This window comes from Shigella sp. FC1544 (genome assembly GCF_001722145.1).
Lineage (GTDB): Bacteria > Pseudomonadota > Gammaproteobacteria > Enterobacterales > Enterobacteriaceae > Escherichia > Escherichia coli.
This window is the reverse complement of record NZ_MECT01000222.1, coordinates 49,016-70,280: the sequence shown is the minus strand read 5'-3', so window position 1 is coordinate 70,280 and position 21,265 is coordinate 49,016. Positions and strand designations below refer to the sequence as shown.

General features: G+C 53.9%; 15 protein-coding genes and 2 pseudogenes. 5 read left to right on the top strand and 12 right to left on the bottom strand.

Features of this window, described 5'->3' with window-relative positions; translation table 11 throughout:
* A partial coding sequence (locus tag BGK49_RS26835; RefSeq protein ID WP_005007989.1) for an IS1-like element transposase occupies positions 1-232 on the bottom strand: 232 nt, incomplete at its 3' end.
* Positions 233-286: 54 nt separating this feature from the next.
* Between BGK49_RS26835 and BGK49_RS12635 the strand changes: the two are divergent.
* The 4 genes and pseudogenes from BGK49_RS12635 to folA form a co-directional block, all read left to right on the top strand.
* Positions 287-1,541 (top strand): annotated as a pseudogene (locus BGK49_RS12635) (MFS transporter); the annotation flags it as partial.
* Between the two features lie 107 nt (positions 1,542-1,648).
* Positions 1,649-2,178: pseudogene (gene kefF, locus BGK49_RS12630) on the top strand (glutathione-regulated potassium-efflux system oxidoreductase KefF).
* Positions 2,171-4,033 carry a glutathione-regulated potassium-efflux system protein KefC gene (gene kefC / locus BGK49_RS12625; protein WP_000377131.1) on the top strand — a complete coding sequence of 621 codons (1,863 nt, stop codon included), beginning with the start codon at positions 2,171-2,173 and terminating at the stop codon, positions 4,031-4,033. The pseudogene kefF and the gene kefC overlap by 8 nt, the downstream one beginning before the upstream one ends.
* Positions 4,034-4,224: 191 nt before the next feature.
* Complete coding sequence (gene folA / locus BGK49_RS12620; protein ID WP_000624375.1) at positions 4,225-4,704, top strand: type 3 dihydrofolate reductase; 480 nt, start codon at positions 4,225-4,227, stop codon at positions 4,702-4,704.
* Between the two features lie 77 nt (positions 4,705-4,781).
* Here folA and apaH read toward each other — a convergent pair whose 3' ends face one another.
* The 6 genes from apaH to lptD are packed head-to-tail and all read right to left on the bottom strand — an operon-like array spanning position 4,782 to position 11,511.
* Entirely contained in the window at positions 4,782-5,624 is an 843-nt protein-coding gene (apaH, locus tag BGK49_RS12615; RefSeq protein WP_000257192.1) for a bis(5'-nucleosyl)-tetraphosphatase (symmetrical) ApaH, read from the bottom strand.
* 6 nt (positions 5,625-5,630) lie between these two features.
* A complete protein-coding gene (apaG, locus tag BGK49_RS12610) occupies positions 5,631-6,008 on the bottom strand; it encodes a Co2+/Mg2+ efflux protein ApaG (RefSeq protein WP_000610901.1) in 378 nt (125 codons plus the stop codon).
* A gap of 2 nt (positions 6,009-6,010) precedes the next feature.
* Positions 6,011-6,832, bottom strand: a complete 822-nt coding sequence (rsmA, locus tag BGK49_RS12605; RefSeq protein ID WP_001065381.1) for a 16S rRNA (adenine(1518)-N(6)/adenine(1519)-N(6))-dimethyltransferase RsmA — start codon at positions 6,830-6,832, stop codon at positions 6,011-6,013.
* Positions 6,829-7,818, bottom strand: a complete 990-nt coding sequence (gene pdxA, locus BGK49_RS12600; protein WP_000241244.1) for a 4-hydroxythreonine-4-phosphate dehydrogenase PdxA — start codon at positions 7,816-7,818, stop codon at positions 6,829-6,831. The genes rsmA and pdxA overlap by 4 nt, the downstream gene beginning before the upstream one ends.
* Positions 7,818-9,104 (bottom strand): peptidylprolyl isomerase SurA, encoded by a 1,287-nt coding sequence (surA, locus tag BGK49_RS12595; RefSeq protein ID WP_000800457.1) that lies wholly within the window; start codon positions 9,102-9,104, stop codon positions 7,818-7,820. The genes pdxA and surA overlap by 1 nt, the downstream gene beginning before the upstream one ends.
* A gap of 52 nt (positions 9,105-9,156) precedes the next feature.
* Positions 9,157-11,511, bottom strand: a complete 2,355-nt coding sequence (gene lptD, locus BGK49_RS12590) for an LPS assembly protein LptD (protein WP_000746154.1) — start codon at positions 11,509-11,511, stop codon at positions 9,157-9,159.
* A 254-nt stretch (positions 11,512-11,765) separates the two neighbouring features.
* Here lptD and djlA point away from each other — a divergent pair, with 254 nt between their 5' ends.
* The gene (djlA, locus tag BGK49_RS12585; protein ID WP_001200573.1) at positions 11,766-12,581 is read left to right on the top strand and encodes a co-chaperone DjlA; all 816 of its coding nucleotides are present in this window, start codon (positions 11,766-11,768) and stop codon (positions 12,579-12,581) included.
* Between the two features lie 116 nt (positions 12,582-12,697).
* On the opposite strand, the gene rluA is transcribed toward djlA, so the two are convergent.
* From rluA to araA, 5 genes are all read right to left on the bottom strand, one after another.
* On the bottom strand, positions 12,698-13,357 hold the full coding sequence (rluA, locus tag BGK49_RS12580; protein WP_000525181.1) for a bifunctional tRNA pseudouridine(32) synthase/23S rRNA pseudouridine(746) synthase RluA: 660 nt from the start codon (positions 13,355-13,357) through the stop codon (positions 12,698-12,700).
* Positions 13,358-13,368: 11 nt separating this feature from the next.
* Positions 13,369-16,275 (bottom strand): RNA polymerase-associated protein RapA, encoded by a 2,907-nt coding sequence (gene rapA, locus BGK49_RS12575; protein WP_001117037.1) that lies wholly within the window; start codon positions 16,273-16,275, stop codon positions 13,369-13,371.
* A gap of 163 nt (positions 16,276-16,438) precedes the next feature.
* Entirely contained in the window at positions 16,439-18,790 is a 2,352-nt protein-coding gene (polB, locus tag BGK49_RS12570; protein WP_000035676.1) for a DNA polymerase II, read from the bottom strand.
* Positions 18,791-18,864: 74 nt separating this feature from the next.
* Positions 18,865-19,560, bottom strand: coding sequence for an L-ribulose-5-phosphate 4-epimerase (gene araD / locus BGK49_RS12565; RefSeq protein WP_000888672.1), 696 nt, complete (start codon positions 19,558-19,560; stop codon positions 18,865-18,867).
* Positions 19,561-19,759: 199 nt separating this feature from the next.
* Positions 19,760-21,262 carry an L-arabinose isomerase gene (gene araA / locus BGK49_RS12560; RefSeq protein ID WP_000151685.1) on the bottom strand — a complete coding sequence of 501 codons (1,503 nt, stop codon included), beginning with the start codon at positions 21,260-21,262 and terminating at the stop codon, positions 19,760-19,762.
* Positions 21,263-21,265: the final 3 nt, after the last annotated feature.

Below are 21,265 nucleotides of genomic sequence, written 5' to 3'. Positions count from 1 at the left end.
TGAGGCCAACGCCCATAATGCGTGCACTGGCGCGACATCCGACGCCATTCATGGCCATATCAATGATTTTCTGGTGCGTACCGGGCTGAGAGGCGGTGTAAGTGAACTGTAGTTGCCATGTTTTACGGCAATGAGAGCAGAGATAGCGCTGATGTCCGGCAGTGCTTTTGCCGTTACGCACCACGCCTTCAGTAGCGGAGCAGGAAGGACATCTGATGGAAATGGAAGCCACGCAAGCACCTTAAAATCACCATCATACACTAAATCAGTAAGTTGGCAGCATTACCCGTTTCTGGATGGTTATGTACTGGTAATGATTGGCGTGGCGCTGGAGCAACTGACTCCGGCGCTAAAACTGGACGCTGACTGGATTGGCTTGTTGGGCGCGGGAACGCTCGCCGGGCTGTTCGTTGGCACATCGCTGTTTGGCTATATTTCCGATAAAGTCGGACGGCGCAAAATGTTCCTCATTGATATCATCGCCATCGGCGTGATATCGGTGGCGACGATGTTTGTTTCATCCCCCGTCGAACTGTTGGTGATGCGGGTACTTATCGGCATTGTCATCGGTGCAGATTATCCCATCGCCACCTCAATGATCACCGAGTTCTCCAGTACCCGTCAGCGGGCATTTTCCATCAGCTTTATCGCCGCCATGTGGTATGTCGGCGCGACCTGCGCCGATCTGGTCGGCTACTGGCTTTATGATGTGGAAGGCGGCTGGCGCTGGATGCTGGGTAGCGCGGCGATCCCCTGTTTGTTGATTTTGATTGGTCGATTCGAACTGCCTGAATCTCCCCGCTGGTTATTACGCAAAGGGCGAGTAAAAGAGTGCGAAGAGATGATGATAAAACTGTTTGGCGAACCGGTGGCTTTCGATGAAGAGCAGCCGCAGCAAACCCGTTTTCGCGATCTGTTTAATCGCCGCCATTTTCCTTTTGTTCTGTTTGTTGCCGCCATCTGGACCTGCCAGGTGATCCCAATGTTCGCCATTTACACCTTTGGCCCGCAAATCGTTGGTTTGTTGGGATTGGGTGTTGGCAAAAACGCGGCGCTGGGGAACGTGGTGATTAGCCTGTTCTTTATGCTCGACTGTATTCCGCCGATGCTGTGGTTAAACACTGCCGGACGGCGTCCATTGTTGATTGGCAGCTTTGCCATGATGACGCTGGCGCTGGCGGTTTTGGGGCTGATCCCGGATATGGGGATCTGGCTGGTAGTGATGGCCTTTGCGGTGTATGCCTTTTTCTCTGGCGGGCCGGGTAATTTGCAGTGGCTCTATCCTAATGAACTCTTCCCGACAGATATCCGCGCCTCTGCCGTGGGCGTGATTATGTCCTTAAGCCGTATTGGCACCATTGTTTCGACCTGGGCACTGCCGATCTTTATCAATAATTACGGTATCAGTAACACGATGCTAATGGGGGCGGGTATCTCGCTGTTTGGCTTGTTGATTTCCGTAGCGTTTGCCCCGGAGACATCGAGGGATGTCACTGGCGCAAACCAGCAATATGACGATCCGCGGGCAGAGAATGGGGTAAATTGTTCAGATTTCTCTCTTTTCTGAATCAATATTATTGACTATAAGCCGCGTGAATATATGACTACACTTTGTGGGAAAACAAAGGCGTAATCACGCGGGCTACCTATGATTCTTATAATTTATGCGCATCCGTATCCGCATCATTCCCATGCGAATAAACGGATGCTTGAACAGGCAGGACGCTGGAAGGCGTCGAAATTCGCTCTCTTTATCAACTCTATCCTGACTTCAATATCGATATTGCCGCCGAGCAGGAGGCGCTGTCTCGCGCCGATCTGATCGTCTGGCAGCATCCGATGCAGTGGTACAGCATTCCTCCGCTTCTTAAACTTTGGATCGATAAAGTTTTGTCGCACGGCTGGGCTTACGGTCACGGCGGCAAGGCGCTGCATGGCAAACATTTGCTGTGGGCGGTGACGACCGGCGGCGGGGAAAGCCATTTTGAAATTGGTGCGCATCCGGGCTTTGATGTGCTGTCGCAGCCGCTACAGGCGACGGCAATCTACTGCGGGCTGAACTGGCTGCCACCGTTTGCCATGCACTGCACCTTTATTTGTGACGACGAAACCCTCGAAGGGCAGGCGCGTCACTATAAGCAACGTCTGCTGGAATGGCAGGAGGCCCATCATGGATAGCCATACGCTGATTCAGGCGCTGATTTATCTCGGTTCGGCAGCGCTGATTGTACCCATTGCGGTACGTCTTGGTCTGGGATCGGTACTTGGCTACCTGATCGCCGGCTGCATTATTGGCCCGTGGGGGCTGCGACTGGTGACCGATGCCGAATCTATTCTGCACTTTGCCGAGATTGGGGTGGTGCTGATGCTGTTTATTATCGGCCTCGAACTCGATCCACAAAGGCTGTGGAAGCTGCGTGCGGCAGTGTTCGGCGGTGGCGCATTGCAGATGGTGATTTGCGGCGGCCTGCTGGGGCTGTTCTGCATGTTACTTGGGCTGCGCTGGCAGGTCGCGGAATTGATCGGCATGACGCTGGCGCTCTCCTCTACGGCGATTGCCATGCAGGCGATGAATGAACGCAATCTGATGGTGACGCAAATGGGTCGCAGTGCCTTTGCGGTGCTGCTGTTCCAGGATATCGCGGCGATCCCGCTGGTGGCGATGATTCCGCTACTGGCAACGAGCAGTGCCTCGACGACGATGGGCGCATTTGCTCTCTCGGCGTTAAAAGTGGCGGGTGCGCTGGTGCTGGTGGTATTGCTGGGGCGCTATGTCACGCGTCCGGCGCTGCGTTTTGTAGCCCGCTCTGGCTTGCGGGAAGTGTTTAGTGCCGTGGCGTTATTCCTCGTGTTTGGCTTTGGTTTGCTGCTGGAAGAGGTCGGCTTGTCGATGGCGATGGGCGCGTTTCTGGCGGGCGTACTGCTGGCAAGCTCGGAATACCGTCATGCGCTGGAGAGCGATATCGAACCCTTTAAAGGTTTGCTGTTGGGGCTGTTTTTCATCGGTGTTGGCATGTCGATAGACTTTGGCACGCTGCTTGAAAACCCATTGCGCATTGTCATTTTGCTGCTCGGTTTCCTCATCATCAAAATCGCCATGCTGTGGCTGATTGCCCGACCGTTGCAAGTGCCAAATAAACAGCGTCGTTGGTTTGCGGTGTTGTTAGGGCAGGGCAGTGAGTTTGCCTTTGTGGTATTTGGCGCGGCGCAGATGGCGAATGTGCTGGAGCCGGAGTGGGCGAAATCGCTGACCCTGGCGGTGGCGCTGTCGATGGCGGCAACGCCGATTCTGCTGGTGATCCTCAATCGCCTTGAGCAATCTTCTACTGAAGAGGCGCGTGAAGCCGATGAGATCGACGAAGAACAGCCGCGGGTAATCATTGCCGGATTCGGTCGTTTTGGGCAGATCACCGGACGTTTACTGCTCTCCAGCGGGGTGAAAATGGTGGTGCTCGATCACGATCCGGACCATATCGAAACCTTGCGTAAATTTGGTATGAAAGTGTTTTATGGCGATGCCACGCGGATGGATTTACTGGAATCTGCGGGAGCGGCGAAAGCGGAAGTGCTGATTAACGCCATCGACGATCCGCAAACCAACCTGCAACTGACAGAGATGGTGAAAGAACACTTCCCGCATTTGCAGATTATTGCCCGCGCCCGCGATGTCGACCACTACATTCGTTTGCGTCAGGCAGGCGTTGAAAAGCCGGAGCGTGAAACCTTCGAAGGTGCGCTGAAAACCGGGCGTCTGGCACTGGAAAGTTTAGGTCTGGGGCCGTATGAAGCGCGAGAACGTGCCGATGTGTTCCGCCGCTTTAATATTCAGATGGTGGAAGAGATGGCAATGGTTGAGAACGACACCAAAGCCCGCGCGGAGGTCTATAAACGCACCAGCGCGATGTTAAGTGAGATCATTACCGAGGACCGCGAACATCTGTCATTAATTCAACGACATGGCTGGCAGGGAACCGAAGAAGGTAAACATACCGGCAACATGTCGGATGAACCGGAAACGAAACCCTCATCCTAATAAAGAGTGACGTAAATCACACTTTACAGCTAACTGTTTGTTTTTGTTTCATTGTAATGCGGCGAGTCCAGGGAGAGAGCGTGGACTCGCCAGCAGAATATAAAATTTTCCTCAACATCATCCTCGCACCAGTCGACGACGGTTTACGCTTTACGTATAGTGGCGACAATTTTTTTTATCGGGAAATCTCAATGATCAGTCTGATTGCGGCGTTAGCGGTAGATCGCGTTATCGGCATGGAAAACGCCATGCCGTGGAACCTGCCTGCCGATCTCGCCTGGTTTAAACGCAACACCTTAAATAAACCCGTGATTATGGGCCGCCATACCTGGGAATCAATCGGTCGTCCGTTGCCAGGACGCAAAAATATTATCCTCAGCAGTCAACCGGGTACGGACGATCGCGTAACGTGGGTGAAGTCGGTGGATGAAGCCATCGCGGCGTGTGGTGACGTACCAGAAATCATGGTGATTGGCGGCGGTCGCGTTTATGAGCAGTTCCTGCCAAAAGCGCAGAAACTGTATCTGACGCATATCGACGCAGAAGTGGAAGGCGACACCCATTTCCCGGATTACGAGCCGGATGACTGGGAATCGGTATTCAGCGAATTCCACGATGCTGATGCGCAGAACTCTCACAGCTATTGCTTTGAGATTCTGGAGCGGCGGTAATTTTGTATAGAATTTACGGCTAGTGCCGGATGCGACGCCGGTCGCGTCTTATCCGGCCTTCCTATATCAGGCTGTGTTTAAGACGCCGCCGCTTCGCCCAAATCCTTATGCCGGTTCGACGGCTGGACAAAATACTGTTTATCTTCCCAGCGCAGGCAGGTTAATGTACCACCCCAGCAGCAGCCGGTATCCAGCGCGTATATACCTTCCGGCGTACCTTTGCCCTCCAGCGATGCCCAGTGACCAAAGGCGATGCTGTATTCTTCAGCGACAGGGCCAGGAATCGCAAACCACGGTTTCAGTGGGGCAGGGGCCTCTTCCGGCGATTCTTTGCTGTACATATCCAGTTGACCGTTCGGGAAGCAAAAACGCATACGGGTAAAGGCGTTGGTGATAAAACGCAGTCTTCCCAGCCCCCGCAATTCCGGTGACCAGTTATTTGGCATATCGCCGTACATAGCGTCGAGAAAGAAGGGATAGGAGTCACTCGATAGCACCGCTTCTACATCGCGCGCGCACTCTTTGGCGGTCTGTAGATCCCACTGCGGCGTGATCCCTGCGTGGGCCATCACCAACTTTTTCTCTTCGTCGATTTGCAGCAAAGGCTGGCGACGCAGCCAGTTAAGCAGCTCGTCGGCATCCGGCGCTTCCAGCAGCGGTGTCAGGCGATCTTTCGGTTTATTGCGGCTGATCCCGGCAAATACCGCCAGCAGATGCAGATCGTGATTGCCCAGCACCAGACGTACGCTGTCGCCTAAGGATTTCACATAGCGCAGAACATCCAGCGAACCCGGGCCGCGCGCGACCAGATCGCCCGTCAGCCAGAGGGTATCTTTCCCAGGGGTAAATTCTACTTTATGCAGCAATGCGATCAGTTCATCGTAACAACCATGAACGTCGCCAATAAGGTATGTCGCCATATTCTTTTAATGAATGAGTGTGGGAACGGCGAGTCGGAATACGGGAATGTCGATGCTGAAAGGGACGCCATTTTCATCGATCATTTCGTAGTGACCCTGCATGGTGCCCAGCGGGGTTTCAATGATTGCACCGCTGGTGTACTGGTACTCTTCGCCAGGCGCGATAAGTGGCTGGACGCCAACCACTCCTTCGCCCTGGACTTCGGTTTCACGGCCATTGCCATTGGTGATCAGCCAGTAACGCCCCAACAACTGCACTGGCGCTCGCCCCAGATTGCGTATGGTTACGGTATAAGCAAAAACGTAACGTTCATTATCAGGTGAAGATTGTGCCTCAATGTAGACGCTTTGAACCTGAATACACACTCGGGGCGAATTGATCATCGTTAACTCTCCTGCAAAGGCGCGTTCTCCGCCAGATAGTTCGCCATCTGGCAATATTGCGCGACAGAGATATTTTCCGCTCGCATCGCCGGGTCGATCCCCATTCCCGTTAACACCTCGACGCTAAACAGGTTGCCGAGGCTGTTACGAATGGTTTTACGACGCTGGTTAAAGGCTTCGGTGGTGATGCGGCTCAACACACGAACATCTTTAACCGGGTGAGGCATCGTTGCATGAGGAACCAGGCGCACGACGGCGGAATCCACTTTGGGTGGTGGTGTAAAGGCTGACGGCGGAACTTCCAGTACCGGGATCACGTTGCAATAGTATTGCGCCATGACGCTTAATCGACCATACGCTTTGCTGTTCGGTCCTGCAACCAGACGATTCACCACCTCTTTTTGCAACATAAAGTGCATGTCGGCAATGGCATCAGTATAGCTAAACAGATGGAACATCAACGGCGTGGAGATGTTATAAGGCAGGTTGCCGAAAACACGCAGCGGCTGACCCATTTTCTCGGCCAGTTCGCCAAAGTTAAAGGTCATCGCATCCTGCTGATAAATCGTCAGTTTCGGGCCTAAGAATGGATGCGTTTGCAGACGTGCCGCCAGATCGCGGTCAAGTTCGATGACCGTCAGCTGGTCCAGACGTTCGCCGACCGGCTCGGTCAATGCCGCCAGACCGGGGCCGATTTCGACCATTGCCTGGCCCTTTTGCGGGTTAATGGCAGAAACAATGCTGTCGATCACGAACTGATCGTTGAGAAAGTTTTGCCCGAAGCGTTTACGGGCTAAGTGGCCCTGGTGGACTCGATTATTCATTGGGTGTTAACAATCATTTTGATGGCGAGATTAAGCGCCGTAATAAAACTGCCGACATCGGCTTCGCCACGTCCCGCCAGTTCAAGCGCGGTGCCGTGGTCCACTGATGTGCGAATAAAGGGCAGGCCCAGCGTAATGTTCACACCGCGCCCGAAGCCCTGGTATTTTAGCACGGGAAGACCCTGATCGTGGTACATCGCCAGCACGGCGTCGGCGTTATCGAGATATTTCGGCTGAAACAGGGTATCGGCAGGCAGCGGCCCGTTGAGTTTCATCCCCTGCGCCCGCAGCTCGTCGAGCACCGGAATAATGGTGTCTATCTCTTCCGTACCCATATGACCGCCTTCGCCCGCGTGCGGATTCAGCCCGCAGACCAGAATGCGCGGTTCGGCAATACCAAATTTTGTACGCAAATCGTGATGCAAAATAGCAATCACTTCGTGCAAAAGTGCAGGGGTGATAGCATCTGCGATATCGCGCAGCGGTAAATGCGTCGTTGCCAGCGCCACGCGAAGTTCTTCGGTCGCCAGCATCATCACCACTTTTTTCGCCTGCGAGCGCTCTTCGAAAAACTCGGTATGACCAGTAAACGGAATACCTGCGTCGTTAATGACGCCTTTATGCACGGGGCCTGTGATCAGCGCAGCAAATTCACCGTTCAGACAGCCATCACACGCTCGCGCCAGCGTCTCCACCACGTAATGCCCATTTTCAATCGCTAACTGCCCCGCAGTGACAGATTCGCGTAGCGCGACAGGAAGTAGCGTTAATGTGCCCGCAGTTTGCGGTTGTGCAGGGGAGTTGGGGGAATAAGGGCGGAGGGTGAGCGGCAAACCGAGCATCGCTGCCCGGTCGGTAAGGAGAGTGGCATCGGCACAAACAACCAGTTCGACCGGCCACTCACGCTGTGCAAGCTGGACAACTAAGTCCGGGCCAATCCCGGCGGGCTCGCCGGGAGTGATCACAACACGTTGGGTTTTAACCATTAGTTGCTCAGGATTTTAACGTAGGCGCTGGCGCGTTGTTCCTGCATCCAGCTTGCTGCTTCTTCCGAGAACTTACGGTTCATCAGCATGCGGTATGCACGATCCTTCTGCGCAGCGTCGGTTTTATCGACATTACGGGTATCCAGCAGTTCGATTAAATGCCAGCCGAATGAAGAGTGAACCGGTGCACTCATTTGACCTTTGTTCAGGCGGGTCAGGGCGTCACGGAAGGCCGGATCGAAAATATCTGGTGTAGCCCAGCCGAGATCACCGCCCTGGTTAGCAGAGCCTGGATCCTGAGAGAACTCTTTCGCTGCGGCAGCAAAAGTCGTTTTACCACTCTTGATATCGGCAGCAATCTGTTCCAGTTTCACACGGGCCTGTTCGTCAGTCATGATCGGCGACGGTTTCAGCAGAATATGGCGAGCATGAACTTCGGTCACCGAGATATTTTTGCTTTCGCCGCGCAGGTCGTTAACTTTCAGAATATGGAAGCCAACGCCGGAACGAATCGGGCCAACAATGTCGCCTTTCTTCGCGGTGCTTAATGCCTGGGCGAAGATACCCGGCAACTCCTGAATACGGCCCCAGCCCATCTGGCCGCCGTTCAGCGCCTGCTGGTCGGCAGAATGAGCAATCGCCAGCTTACCGAAATCAGCGCCGTTACGCGCCTGATCGACAATGGCGCGCGCCTGGCTTTCCGCTTCGTTCACCTGATCAGAAGTCGGGTTTTCCGGCAGCGGGATCAGGATGTGGCTCAGGTTCAGCTCAGTGCTGGCGTCGTTTTGGTTACCCACCTGCTGCGCCAGGGATTCGACTTCCTGCGGCAGGATGGTGATGCGACGACGCACCTCGTTGTTACGCACTTCAGAGATAATCATCTCTTTGCGGATCTGGTTACGATAGGTGTTGTAGTTCAGACCATCGTAAGCCAGACGGCTGCGCATCTGATCCAGCGTCATGTTGTTCTGTTTCGCGATGTTAGCAATCGCCTGATCCAGCTGCTCATCGGAGATTTTCACTCCCATTTTCTGCCCCATCTGCAGGATGATTTGATCCATGATCAAACGTTCCATGATTTGGTGGCGCAGCGTCGCGTCATCAGGAAGCTGCTGCCTTGCCTGCGCAGCGTTCAGTTTTACCGACTGCATTAATCCATCAACGTCGCTTTCCAGCACGACGCCGTTATTGACGACGGCTGCGACTTTATCGACTACCTGGGGGGCAGCGAAACTGGTATTCGCGATCATGGCGATACCGAGAAGCAGCGTTTTCCAGTTCTTCATACTTTTTCCATTTCAATTAACCGCACTGCGGATTACGTGGTAAATCAACAAATCACAAAGTGTTTTGATACGGCAGAATGTTCGAACGCAGCATCTCTTGCGTACCCAGACCGTAGTTGGAGCTCAGGCCGCGAAGTTCGATGTTAAAGCCGATTGCGTTGTCATATACCGCATGTTGTTTATCGTTATCCCAACCGTTCAGCTTCCGCTCGTAACCGACGCGAATTGCATAGCAGCAGGAGCTGTATTGCACACCTAACATAGAGTCGGCTTGCTTGTTCGCATTGGTGTCGTAGTAGTAGGCCCCAACAATGGACCAACGATCGGCAATTGGCCAGCTGGCGACAGCACCTACCTGCGAAATACCATTCTTATATTGCTCAGCAGTGGAATAGTACTTAGGCAGCGTAGCCTGAATATATTCCGGGCTGGCGTAACGGTAATTCAGCTGTACCAGACGGTCTTCATCCCGACGGTATTCAATGCTGGAGTTACTGGTCGCTACGTTATCCAGACGTGTATCGTACTGAATCCCGCCACGCAATCCCCAACGCTCGGAGATACGCCAGTAAGTATCGCCTGCCCACACCAGTGAGCCCGTTTTGTCGTCATTCTCCCATGTTATGTTGTCATCGCCAGTGCGAGACTCCGTGAAATAGTAGATTTGACCAACGGAAATATTAAAATGTTCAACGGCAGCATCATCATATATGCGAGATGTGACACCGGTCGTCACCTGGTTAGCGGAGGCAATACGGTCAAGACCGCCGTAAGTCCGGTCCCGGAACAGGCCAGAGTAGTCAGATTGCAGTAGAGACGAGTCGTAGTTATAGATGTCGCTCTGATCGCGATACGGCACGTACAAATACTGCGCGCGCGGTTCCAGCGTTTGGGTATAACCCGGAGCCAGCATTTCCATATCGCGTTCAAAGACCATTTTGCCGTCAACTTTGAATTGCGGCATAACGCGGTTAACGGATTCGTCCAGCTTGGTCGTGTTTCTGGAGTTATACCAGTCAAGATTGGTTTGCTGATAATGGGTTGCCAGCAACTTCGCTTCGGTATTGATGCTGCCCCAGTTATTAGAGAGCGGCAAATTGATGGTCGGTTCCAGGTGAACACGGGTTGCTTCAGGCATGTCGTCTCTGGTGTTAACAAAGTGCACTGCCTGGCCGTAAATACGCGTATCAAACGGACCAACATCATTCTGGTAGTAGTTAACGTCTAACTGCGGCTCTGCCGAGTAGCTACTGGTGTTCTGCTCGCTAAAGACCTGGAACTGCTTGGTTGAAACGGTGGCATTGAAGTTTTGCACCGCATAGCCAACGCTGAATTTTTGCGTTGCGTAGCCGTCAGTACTGGAACCGTACTTGTTATCGAAATCATTGAAGTAGCTAGGATCGCTGACCTTGGTGTAGTCGACGTTGAAACGCCACACTTGATCCATGACCCCGGAGTGTTGCCAGTAGAACAACCAACGACGTGAACTGTCATCGTTCGGGTGTTCATCTTCATAGACTTTATCTGAAGGCAGATAGTCCAGTTCCATCAAGCCAGCGCCCGCCTGGGAGAGGTAGCGGAATTCGTTCTCCCACATGATGTTGCCACGACGATGCATATAATGCGGCGTGATGGTGGCATCCATATTTGGCGCGATGTTCCAGTAATATGGCAGGTAGAACTCAAAGTAGTTGGTGGTGGTGTACTTGGCGTTCGGGATCAAGAAACCAGAGCGACGTTTGTCACCCACCGGCAACTGCAAATAGGGGCTATAAAAGATCGGTACTGGACCCACCTTAAAGCGGGCGTTCCAGATCTCCGCAACTTGTTCTTCGCGGTCATGAATAATTTCGCTACCTACCACGCTCCAGGTGTCAGAACCCGGCAGACAGGAGGTAAAGCTACCGTTATCCAGAATGGTATAGCGGTTTTCACCACGTTGTTTCATCAGGTCCGCTTTACCGCGGCCCTGGCGACCCACCATCTGGTAATCACCTTCCCAGACGTTGGTATCTTTGGTGTTCAGATTCGCCCAGCCTTTCGGCCCTTTGAGGATCACCTGGTTATCGTCGTAATGGACATTACCGAGCGCATCAACGGTTCGTACCGGCTCCGGTTGTCCTGGTGCCTCTTTTTGATGGAGCTGCACTTCGTCGGCCTGCAGACGGCTGTTACCCTGCATGATATCCACGCTGCCAGTAAACACGGCGTCATCCGGGTAGTCCCCTTTCGCGTGGTCAGCATTGATAGTCACGGGTAAGTCATTGGTATCGCCCTGTACCAGAGGACGGTCATAGCTTGGCACGCCCAACATGCACTGTGAGGCGAGGTCGGCTGCCAGTCCCTGTTGACTATAAAGGGCGGTGGCAATCATGGTGGCCAGGAGAGTGGGGATACGTTTTTTCATACGTTGATTTTATTGTTCCATCATCGGTAACGTTGCGCGTGACAAACGGTCAGAGACTAACGTACTCGTCATCTCTACGCTAGTGTTAATCCTGTCCGAATAGCGTCAGTGGTGTTAGGCACGGCATTGAATGACAGGTATGATAATGCAAATTATAGGCGATGTCCCACAATTGACTGCAGCCGGAAAACGGTAAAAGCACCTTTATATTGTGGGAGATAGCCCTGATATCCGTGTGTCGATTTGGGGAATATATGCAGTATTGGGGAAAAATCATTGGCGTGGCCGTGGCCTTACTGATGGGCGGCGGCTTTTGGGGCGTAGTGTTAGGCCTGTTAATTGGCCATATGTTTGATAAAGCCCGTAGCCGTAAAATGGCGTGGTTCGCCAACCAGCGTGAGCGTCAGGCGCTGTTTTTTGCCACCACTTTTGAAGTGATGGGGCATTTAACCAAATCCAAAGGTCGCGTCACGGAGGCTGATATTCATATCGCCAGCCAGCTGATGGACCGAATGAACCTTCATGGCGCTTCCCGTACTGCGGCGCAAAACGCGTTCCGGGTGGGAAAATCAGACAATTACCCGCTGCGCGAAAAGATGCGCCAGTTTCGCAGTGTCTGCTTTGGTCGTTTTGACTTAATTCGTATGTTTCTGGAGATCCAGATTCAGGCGGCGTTTGCTGATGGTTCACTGCACCCGAATGAACGGGCGGTGCTGTATGTCATTGCAGAAGAATTAGGGATCTCCCGCGCCCAGTTTGACCAGTTTTTGCGCATGATGCAGGGCGGTGCACAGTTTGGCGGCGGTTATCAGCAGCAATCTGGCGGTGGTAACTGGCAGCAAGCGCAGCGTGGCCCGACGCTGGAAGATGCCTGTAATGTGCTGGGTGTGAAGCCGACGGATGATGCGACCACCATTAAACGAGCCTACCGTAAGCTGATGAGTGAACACCATCCCGATAAGCTGGTGGCGAAAGGTTTGCCGCCTGAGATGATGGAGATGGCGAAGCAGAAAGCGCAGGAAATTCAGCAGGCATATGAGCTGATAAAGCAGCAGAAAGGGTTTAAATAAGTTTTAAACTGTAGGCCTGATAAGACGCGGCCCGCATCGCATCAGGCAATCGGCGCACAATTGCCGGATTCGGCGTGAATGCCTTATCCGCCTACCGAACTGCGCCAGCGTGACTATTAAAAATCCGCTGGCGCTTTAAACGTCATACTATTGCCATACGCCGGATGGGTAATCGTCAACATCTCTGCATGTAGCAACAAACGCGGTGCCATCGCTCTCGCTTCTGGTGATGCATAAAAACGATCGCCGAGAATCGGATGCCCCTGCGCCAGCATATGCACACGCAATTGATGCGAACGCCCAGTAATCGGTTTTAACACCACTCTTGCCGTGTTATCCGGCGCATACTCCACCACTTCATATTCCGTCTGCGCAGGTTTACCCGTTTCGTAACAGACTTTCTGTTTCGGGCGGTTTGGCCAGTCGCAAATCAGCGGCAGATCCACCAGACCTTCCGCAGGGGATGGATGCCCCCAGACGCGGGCCACATACTGCTTTTTCGGCTCGCGCTCGCGGAACTGGCGTTTTAACTCCCGCTCCGCGGCTTTGGTCAGCGCCACTACAATCACGCCGCTGGTAGCCATATCCAGACGATGCACCGATTCTGCCTGCGGATAATCACGCTGAATGCGCGTCATCACGCTGTCTTTGTGCTCTTCCAGACGCCCCGGCACAGACAACAAACCGCTCGGCTTGTTAACCACCATAATGTGGTCATCCTGATACAGGATAACCAACCAGGGTTCCTGCGGTGGATTGTAGTTTTCCATCCCCATTTTCGGCTCCGTTACTGATGCGTTACAACGATCAAACGCAGGGCATCCAGACGCCAACCTGCCTGATCCAGGCTTTCCATTACCTGCTGACGGTTGCTCTCAATGGCGGTCAGTTCGTCGTCACGAATGTTCGGGTTCACTGCACGCAGAGCTTCCAGACGAGACAGCTCGGCAGACAGTTTTTCGTCGGCTTCGTTACGCGCTGCATCAATCAATGCACGGGCAGATTTCTCGATCTGCGCTTCACCCAGTTGAAGGATAGCGTGAACATCCTGCTGCACGGCGTTAACCAGTTTGCTGCCGGTGTGACGGTTAACCGCGTTAAGCTGGCGGTTAAAGGTTTCAAACTCTACCTGCGCCGCCAGGTTGTTGCCGTTTTTATCCAGCAGCATACGTACCGGCGTCGGTGGCAGGAAGCGGTTGAGCTGCAACTGCTTCGGAGCCTGGGCTTCAACCACATAAATCAGTTCCACCAACAGCGTACCTACCGGCAACGCTTTGTTTTTTAACAGTGAAATCGTGCTGCTACCGGTATCGCCAGAAAGGATCAGATCCAGACCGTTGCGGATCAGCGGATGCTCCCAGGTAATAAACTGTGCATCTTCACGCGCCAGCGCCACTTCACGATCAAAGGTGATGGTGATGCCATCTTCCGACAGGCCAGGGAAGTCCGGCACCAGCATATGATCGGACGGCGTCAGCACGATCATGTTGTCGCCGCGATCGTCCTGATTGATACCGATAATATCGAGCAGGTTCATGGCGAAGGCGATCAGGTTGGTATCGTCATCCTGCTCTTCAATGCTTTCTGCCAGTGCCTGGGCTTTTTCGCCACCGTTGGAGTGGATTTCCAGCAGCCGGTCACGACCCTGTTCCAGCTGTGCTTTCAGCGCTTCATGTTGCTCGCGGCAGTTTTTGATCAGATCGTCAAAGCCTTCGGTTTGATCCGGTGAAGCCAGATAGTTAATCAGATCGTTGTATACGCTATCGTAAATAGTGCGTCCGGTCGGGCAGGTGTGCTCAAATGCATCCAGACCTTCGTGATACCAGCGCACCAGCACCGACTGAGCGGTTTTCTCCAGATAAGGCACATGGATCTGAATATCGTGCGCCTGGCCGATACGATCCAGACGACCAATACGCTGCTCCAGTAGATCCGGGTTGAATGGCAGGTCAAACATCACCATGTGGCTGGCGAACTGGAAGTTACGTCCTTCAGAACCGATTTCTGAGCACAGCAGTACCTGTGCGCCGGTGTCTTCTTCGGCAAACCAGGCGGCAGCGCGGTCACGTTCGATAATCGACATACCTTCGTGGAACACCGCAGCGCGAATACCTTCACGTTCGCGCAGTACCTGCTCCAGTTGCAGCGCAGTGGCAGCTTTGGCGCAGATCACCAGCACTTTCTGAGAGCGATGGCTGGTCAGGTAGCCCATCAGCCACTCAACGCGCGGATCGAAGTTCCACCAGGTGGCGTTATCACCTTCAAATTCCTGATAAATACGCTCCGGGTAGAGCATATCGCGAGCACGATCTTCCGCACTTTTACGTGCGCCCATAATGCCGGAGACTTTAATAGCCGTCTGATACTGCGTCGGTAGCGGCAGCTTAATGGTGTGCAGCTCGCGTTTCGGGAATCCTTTCACACCGTTACGCGTGTTACGGAACAGCACGCGGCTGGTGCCGTGGCGATCCATCAGCATCGAAACCAGCTCCTGACGGGCGCTCTGGGCATCTTCGCTGTCGCTGTTTGCTGCCTGCAACAGCGGCTCGATATCCTGCTCGCCGATCATCTCGCCGAGCATGTTCAGTTCGTCATTGCTCAGTTTGTTACCTGCCAGCAGCATGGCAACGGCGTCCGCAACCGGACGATAATTTTTCTGCTCTTCAACGAACTGCGCAAAATCGTGGAAACGGTTCGGGTCCAGCAGACGCAGACGGGCGAAGTGGCTTTCCATCCCCAGCTGTTCCGGGGTCGCGGTCAGCAGCAGAACGCCCGGCACGTGCTCTGCCAGTTGTTCAATGGCCTGATATTCACGGCTTGGCGCATCTTCGCTCCACACCAGGTGATGCGCTTCATCGACCACCAGCAGGTCCCATTCGGCTTCACAGAGATGTTCCAGGCGCTGTTTGCTACGACGGGCAAAATCCAGCGAGCAAATCACCAGCTGTTCGGTGTCGAACGGGTTGTAAGCATCGTGCTGAGCTTCGGCATAACGCTCATCATCAAACAGAGCAAAGCGCAGGTTGAAACGGCGCAGCATTTCTACCAGCCACTGATGCTGTAAGGTTTCCGGGACGATAATCAGCACACGTTCAGCAGCGCCAGAGAGCAGTTGCTGATGCAGGATCATCCCGGCTTCAATGGTTTTCCCTAAACCCACTTCGTCAGCCAGCAGGACGCGCGGCGCGTGGCGGCGGCCAACATCATGAGCGATGTTGAGCTGGTGCGGGATCAGGCTGGTACGCTGACCGCGCAGGCCGCTGTACGGCATACGGAACTGTTCGCTGGAATACTTACGCGCGCGATAACGCAGCGCAAAGCGGTCCATACGGTCAATCTGCCCGGCAAACAGGCGGTCCTGCGGTTTGCTGAACACCATTTTGCTATCAAGGAAAACTTCACGCAGGGCTACGCCGGACTCTTCAGTATCCAGGCGAGTACCGATATAGGTCAGCAAGCCATTTTCTTCTTTTACTTCTTCGACTTGCATCTGCCAGCCGTCATGGCTGGTAATGGTATCACCAGGGTTGAACATCACGCGGGTCACGGGGGAATCACTGCGTGCGTACAGACGGTTTTCACCAGTAGATGGGAAAAGTAAAGTGACAGTTCGCGCATCCACCGCGACAACGGTTCCAAGTCCCAATTCGCTTTCTGTATCGCTGATCCAGCGTTGACCAAGTGTAAAAGGCATATGTGTTCGGCTCTATATCTTTAATTGCAGGCAATAACCACCTGCTACCGTGCTTATGAGGTAGTGGTGTTATTCAGGTCCAGGAATGGAAAGGGCGCTATGGTACTGGATGGCAAAGCATTCGTCACGCATCAAAATGGTATCTGGCGAACTCTTTTTTTGCTCAAAATAGCCCAAGTTGCCCGGTCATAAGTGTAGCAAAATTATCCTCAATAAAAGGGAGTATTCCCTCCGCCACGGGTTGTAGCTGGCGGGTCAGATAGTGTTCGTAATCCAGTGGTGAACGTTGGTAGTCCAGCGGCTCCGGGCCGTTGGTGGTCCATACGTACTTAATGGTGCCGCGATTCTGATATTGCAAGGGGCGACCACGCTTTTGGTTTTCTTCATCGGCAAGGCGAGCGGCGCGTACATGAGGCGGCACATTACGCTGATACTCGCTCAGCGGACGGCGAAGGCGTTTACGGTAAACCAGTCGCGCATCCAGTTCACCCGCCATCAGTTTGTCGATGGTTTCGCGTACATATTCCTGATATGGCTCGTTGCGGAAGATGCGCAGGTATAGCTCCTGCTGAAACTGCTGGGCCAGCGGCGTCCAGTCGGTGCGCACGGTTTCCAGCCCTTTAAACACCATCCGCTGTTTATCGCCCTCCTGAATCAGCCCGGCGTAGCGCTTTTTACTGCCGGTATCGGCTCCGCGAATGGTTGGCATCAGAAAACGGCAGAAATGGGTTTCATACTCCAGTTCTAATGCGCTGGTCAGCCGTTGTTTTTGCAGCGTTTCCGCCCACCAGGCGTTAACGTGCTGCACCAGTGCACGACCGATTTTCGCCGCTTCTTCTTCCGAATGTGCGCCTTTCAGCCAGACAAACGTTGAGTCGGTATCGCCGTAGATAACGTCGTAGCCCTGTGCTTCAATCAACGCTTTGGTTTGCCGCATGATCTGATGACCACGCATGGTGATCGACGATGCCAGCCGCGGATCGAAGAAGCGGCAGGCGGTGGTGCCGAGCACGCCATAAAAGGCATTCATGATGATTTTCAGCGCCTGCGACAGCGGTTTGTTACCTTGGCGTTTGGCTTCATCGCGCCCGTGCCAGATGTTAGTCACAATCTCCGGCAGGCAATGTTTTTCTCGCGAGAACCAGGCATCGAGAAAACCTTCGGTACTGTGCTCTGGATCAGGCTGCGCCATGCCTTCCACCAGCCCGACGGGATCAATCAGAAAGGTGCGGATGATCGACGGGTACAGGCTTTTATAGTCCAGCACCAGCACTGAATCATAAAGCCCTGGCCGTGAATCCATCACGTAGCCGCCAGGGCTGGCGTGCGGCGGCACTTCGCCGAGATTAGGCGCGACATAACCAGCGCGATGCATTCGCGGAAAATAGAGATGACCAAATGCCGCCACCGAACCGCCGTGTCGGTCCACCGGCAGGCCGTTCACCGTTGCCCGTTCGAGTAAAAATGGCATGATTTCAGTTTTGTGGAAGATCTGCGTCACCAGCTCGCAATTTTTCAGGTTATAAGTTGCCAGCGCAGGTTTATCTTCGGCGAAACGGCGGTCAATTTCGTCCATTCGATCCCACGGGTTATCGATAGATTTTCCTTCGCCTAATAGCTCCTGAGCGACAGTTTCCAGCGAGAATGAAGAGAAATTCCAGAACGCGGATTTCAGCGCCTCGATACCGTCGATAATTAGCCGACCTTTAGCCTGGGCAAAAAAGACGCCGTTTTTAAAGCCGTGCTCGCGCCACTCCAGCTCGCTATTATCGCGCCCAAGACGCAGCGGAAGACGGTAACGCTCGGCATGTTTTTGCAGCATTCGCAGATCGAACTGCACCACGTTCCAACCGATGATCACATCAGGATCGTAGTTGGCAAACCAGGCGTTGAGTTTTTCCAACAACTGCGGGCGGCTGGCGACGTATTCCAGTTCGAAATCAAGCGAGGAGGCGTCGCCATTCTCCGGCCCCAGCATATAAACGATGCGCTGCCCGCAGCCTTCCAGGCCGATGCAGTACAGCTCACCGTGGCGGGTGGTTTCAATATCTATAGAAACCCACTTGAGCGGCGGACGATAGTCGGGATGCGGTTTCAGACGGGCATTAACGATAGTGCCATTGTGCATATCACCCTCGACCCACACCGGTGAGGTGATAAACCGCTCCATCAGATAGCGTTCTGGCGGGCGCACATCGGCCTCGTAGACGGTAACGCCACCTTCACGCAGGCGCTTTTCGTAATTCATCAATTGGCGATGGGCGCGACAGTAAAGGCCATACACCGGCTGGCGGTGAAAATCCTTTAACGCCAGCGGTGTCAGGCGAAAGCCTTGTTCACCCTGCAAAATATGCTGAGCGCGGGGAACCTGATCGGCGGGAATAAACGCCACGGACTCTTGCGGTGCAAGCGTAACCTGCAACGGCCCGTTGTCCGTCGCCAGCCAGAAGGAGACTTCTGTCCCTTGCGGGGTGTCCCGCCAGTGTCGGGTTAAGATAAAACCTGCCTGCGCCACGCTGAAAATCCATCAAAAAACCAGGCTTGAGTATAGCCTGGTTTCGTTTGATTGGCTGTGGTTTTATACAGTCATTACTGCCCGTAATATGCCTTCGCGCCATGCTTACGCAGATAGTGTTTATCCAGCAGCGTTTGCTGCATATCCGGTAACTGCGGCGCTAACTGACGGCAGAATATCTCCATATAAGCGACCTCTTCCAGCACGATGGCGTTATGCACCGCATCTTCGGCATTTTTGCCCCATGCAAACGGGCCGTGGGAATGGACCAGAACGCCGGGCATTTGCGCTGCATCGATACCCTGTTTTTCAAAGGTTTCTACGATGACGTTACCGGTTTCCCACTCATATTCGCCGTTGATTTCTGCGTCGGTCATTTTGCGGGTGCAGGGAATGGTGCCGTAGAAATAGTCGGCGTGGGTGGTGCCGGTTGCTGGAATCGACTGACCCGACTGCGCCCAGATGGTGGCGTGGCGCGAGTGCGTATGCACAATGCCGCCAATGGAGGGGAATGCCTGATAGAGCAGCCGGTGAGTTGGCGTGTCGGAGGAGGGCTTTTTCGTACCTTCAACCACTTCACCGGTTTCGATGCTAACCACGACCATATCGTCAGCGGTCATGACGCTGTAATCGACGCCGGAAGGTTTGATCACAAAGACGCCGCGCTCGCGATCAACGGCGCTGACGTTGCCCCATGTGAGCGTGACCAGGTTGTGTTTTGGCAGCGCCAGGTTGGCTTCTAATACCTGGCGTTTGAGATCTTCTAACATGTTGACTCCTTCGTGCCGGATGCGCTTCGCTTATCCGGTCTACAAAATCGCAGCGCGTAGGCCTGATAAGACGCGCCAGCGTCGCATCAGGCGTTGAATGCCGGATGCGCTTTGCTTATCCGGCCTACAAAATCGCAGCGTGTAGGCCAGATAAGACGCGTCAGCGTCGCATCAGGCGTTACATACCTGATGTGGCTACTTAGCGACGAAATCCGTAATACACTTCGTTCCAGCGCAGTGCGTCTTTAAACGCTGGCAGGCGGGTGTCGTTATCAATCACCGTGATTTCAATGTCGTGCATCTCGGCGAACTGACGCATATCGTTGAGGTTCAGCGCATGGCTGAAGACGGTATGGTGCGCGCCACCAGCGAGGATCCACGCTTCGGAAGCAGTTGGCAGATCCGGTTGCGCTTTCCACAGCGCATTCGCCACCGGCAGTTTCGGCAGGGAGTGCGGTGTTTTCACCGTGTCTATACAGTTAACCAGCAGACGGTAACGATCGCCGAGATCAATCAGGCTGGCGACAATCGCTGGACCGGTTTGGGTATTGAAGATCAGTCGGGCAGGATCGTCCTTACCACCAATACCGAGATGCTGAACGTCGAGGATCGGTTTCTCTTCTACGGCAATCGACGGGCAGACTTCCAGCATATGGGAGCCGAGCACCAGGTCATTACCTTTCTCGAAGTGATAGGTGTAGTCCTCCATAAAGGAGGTGCCGCCCTGCAGACCGGTTGACATCACCTTCATGATGCGAAGCAGGGCGGCGGTTTTCCAGTCGCCTTCGCCCGCAAAGCCGTAACCCTGCTGCATCAGACGCTGTACGGCCAGACCTGGAAGCTGTTTCAGACCGTGCAAATCTTCAAAGGTGGTGGTGAACGCGTGGAAGCCACCTTGTTCCAGGAAACGCTTCATCCCCAGCTCAATACGCGCCGCTTCCAGCACGTTCTGTCGTTTTTCGCCGTGGATTTGTGTGGCAGGCGTCATGGTGTAGCAGCTTTCGTACTCATCGACCAGCGCGTTAACATCGCCGTCGCTGATGGAGTTCACCACCTGCACCAGATCGCCAACCGCCCAGGTATTGACGGAGAAACCGAACTTGATCTGTGCGGCAACTTTATCACCATCGGTGACCGCTACTTCACGCATGTTATCGCCAAAACGGCAGACTTTCAGATGACGGGTATCCTGTTTAGAGACCGCCTGACGCATCCAGGAGCCGATACGCTCATGGGCTTGTTTATCCTGCCAGTGACCGGTAACCACGGCATGTTGCTGACGCATACGCGCGCCAATGAAGCCGAACTCGCGACCGCCATGTGCAGTCTGGTTCAGGTTCATAAAGTCCATATCGATACTGTCCCACGGCAGCGCCGCGTTAAACTGGGTGTGGAATTGCAGCAACGGTTTGTTGAGCATGGTCAGGCCGTTGATCCACATTTTGGCCGGGGAGAAGGTGTGCAGCCACACCACCAGACCAGCGCAACGATCGTCGTAATTCGCGTCGCGGCAAATAGCGGTGATTTCATCCGGCGTGGTGCCCAGCGGTTTCAACACCAGTTTGCAGGGCAGTTTCGCTTCCGTATTCAGCGCATTAACAACGTGCTCGGCATGTTGGGTGACCTGACGCAGGGTTTCCGGGCCATACAGATGCTGGCTGCCAATGACAAACCACACGTCATAATTATCAAAAATCGTCATTAT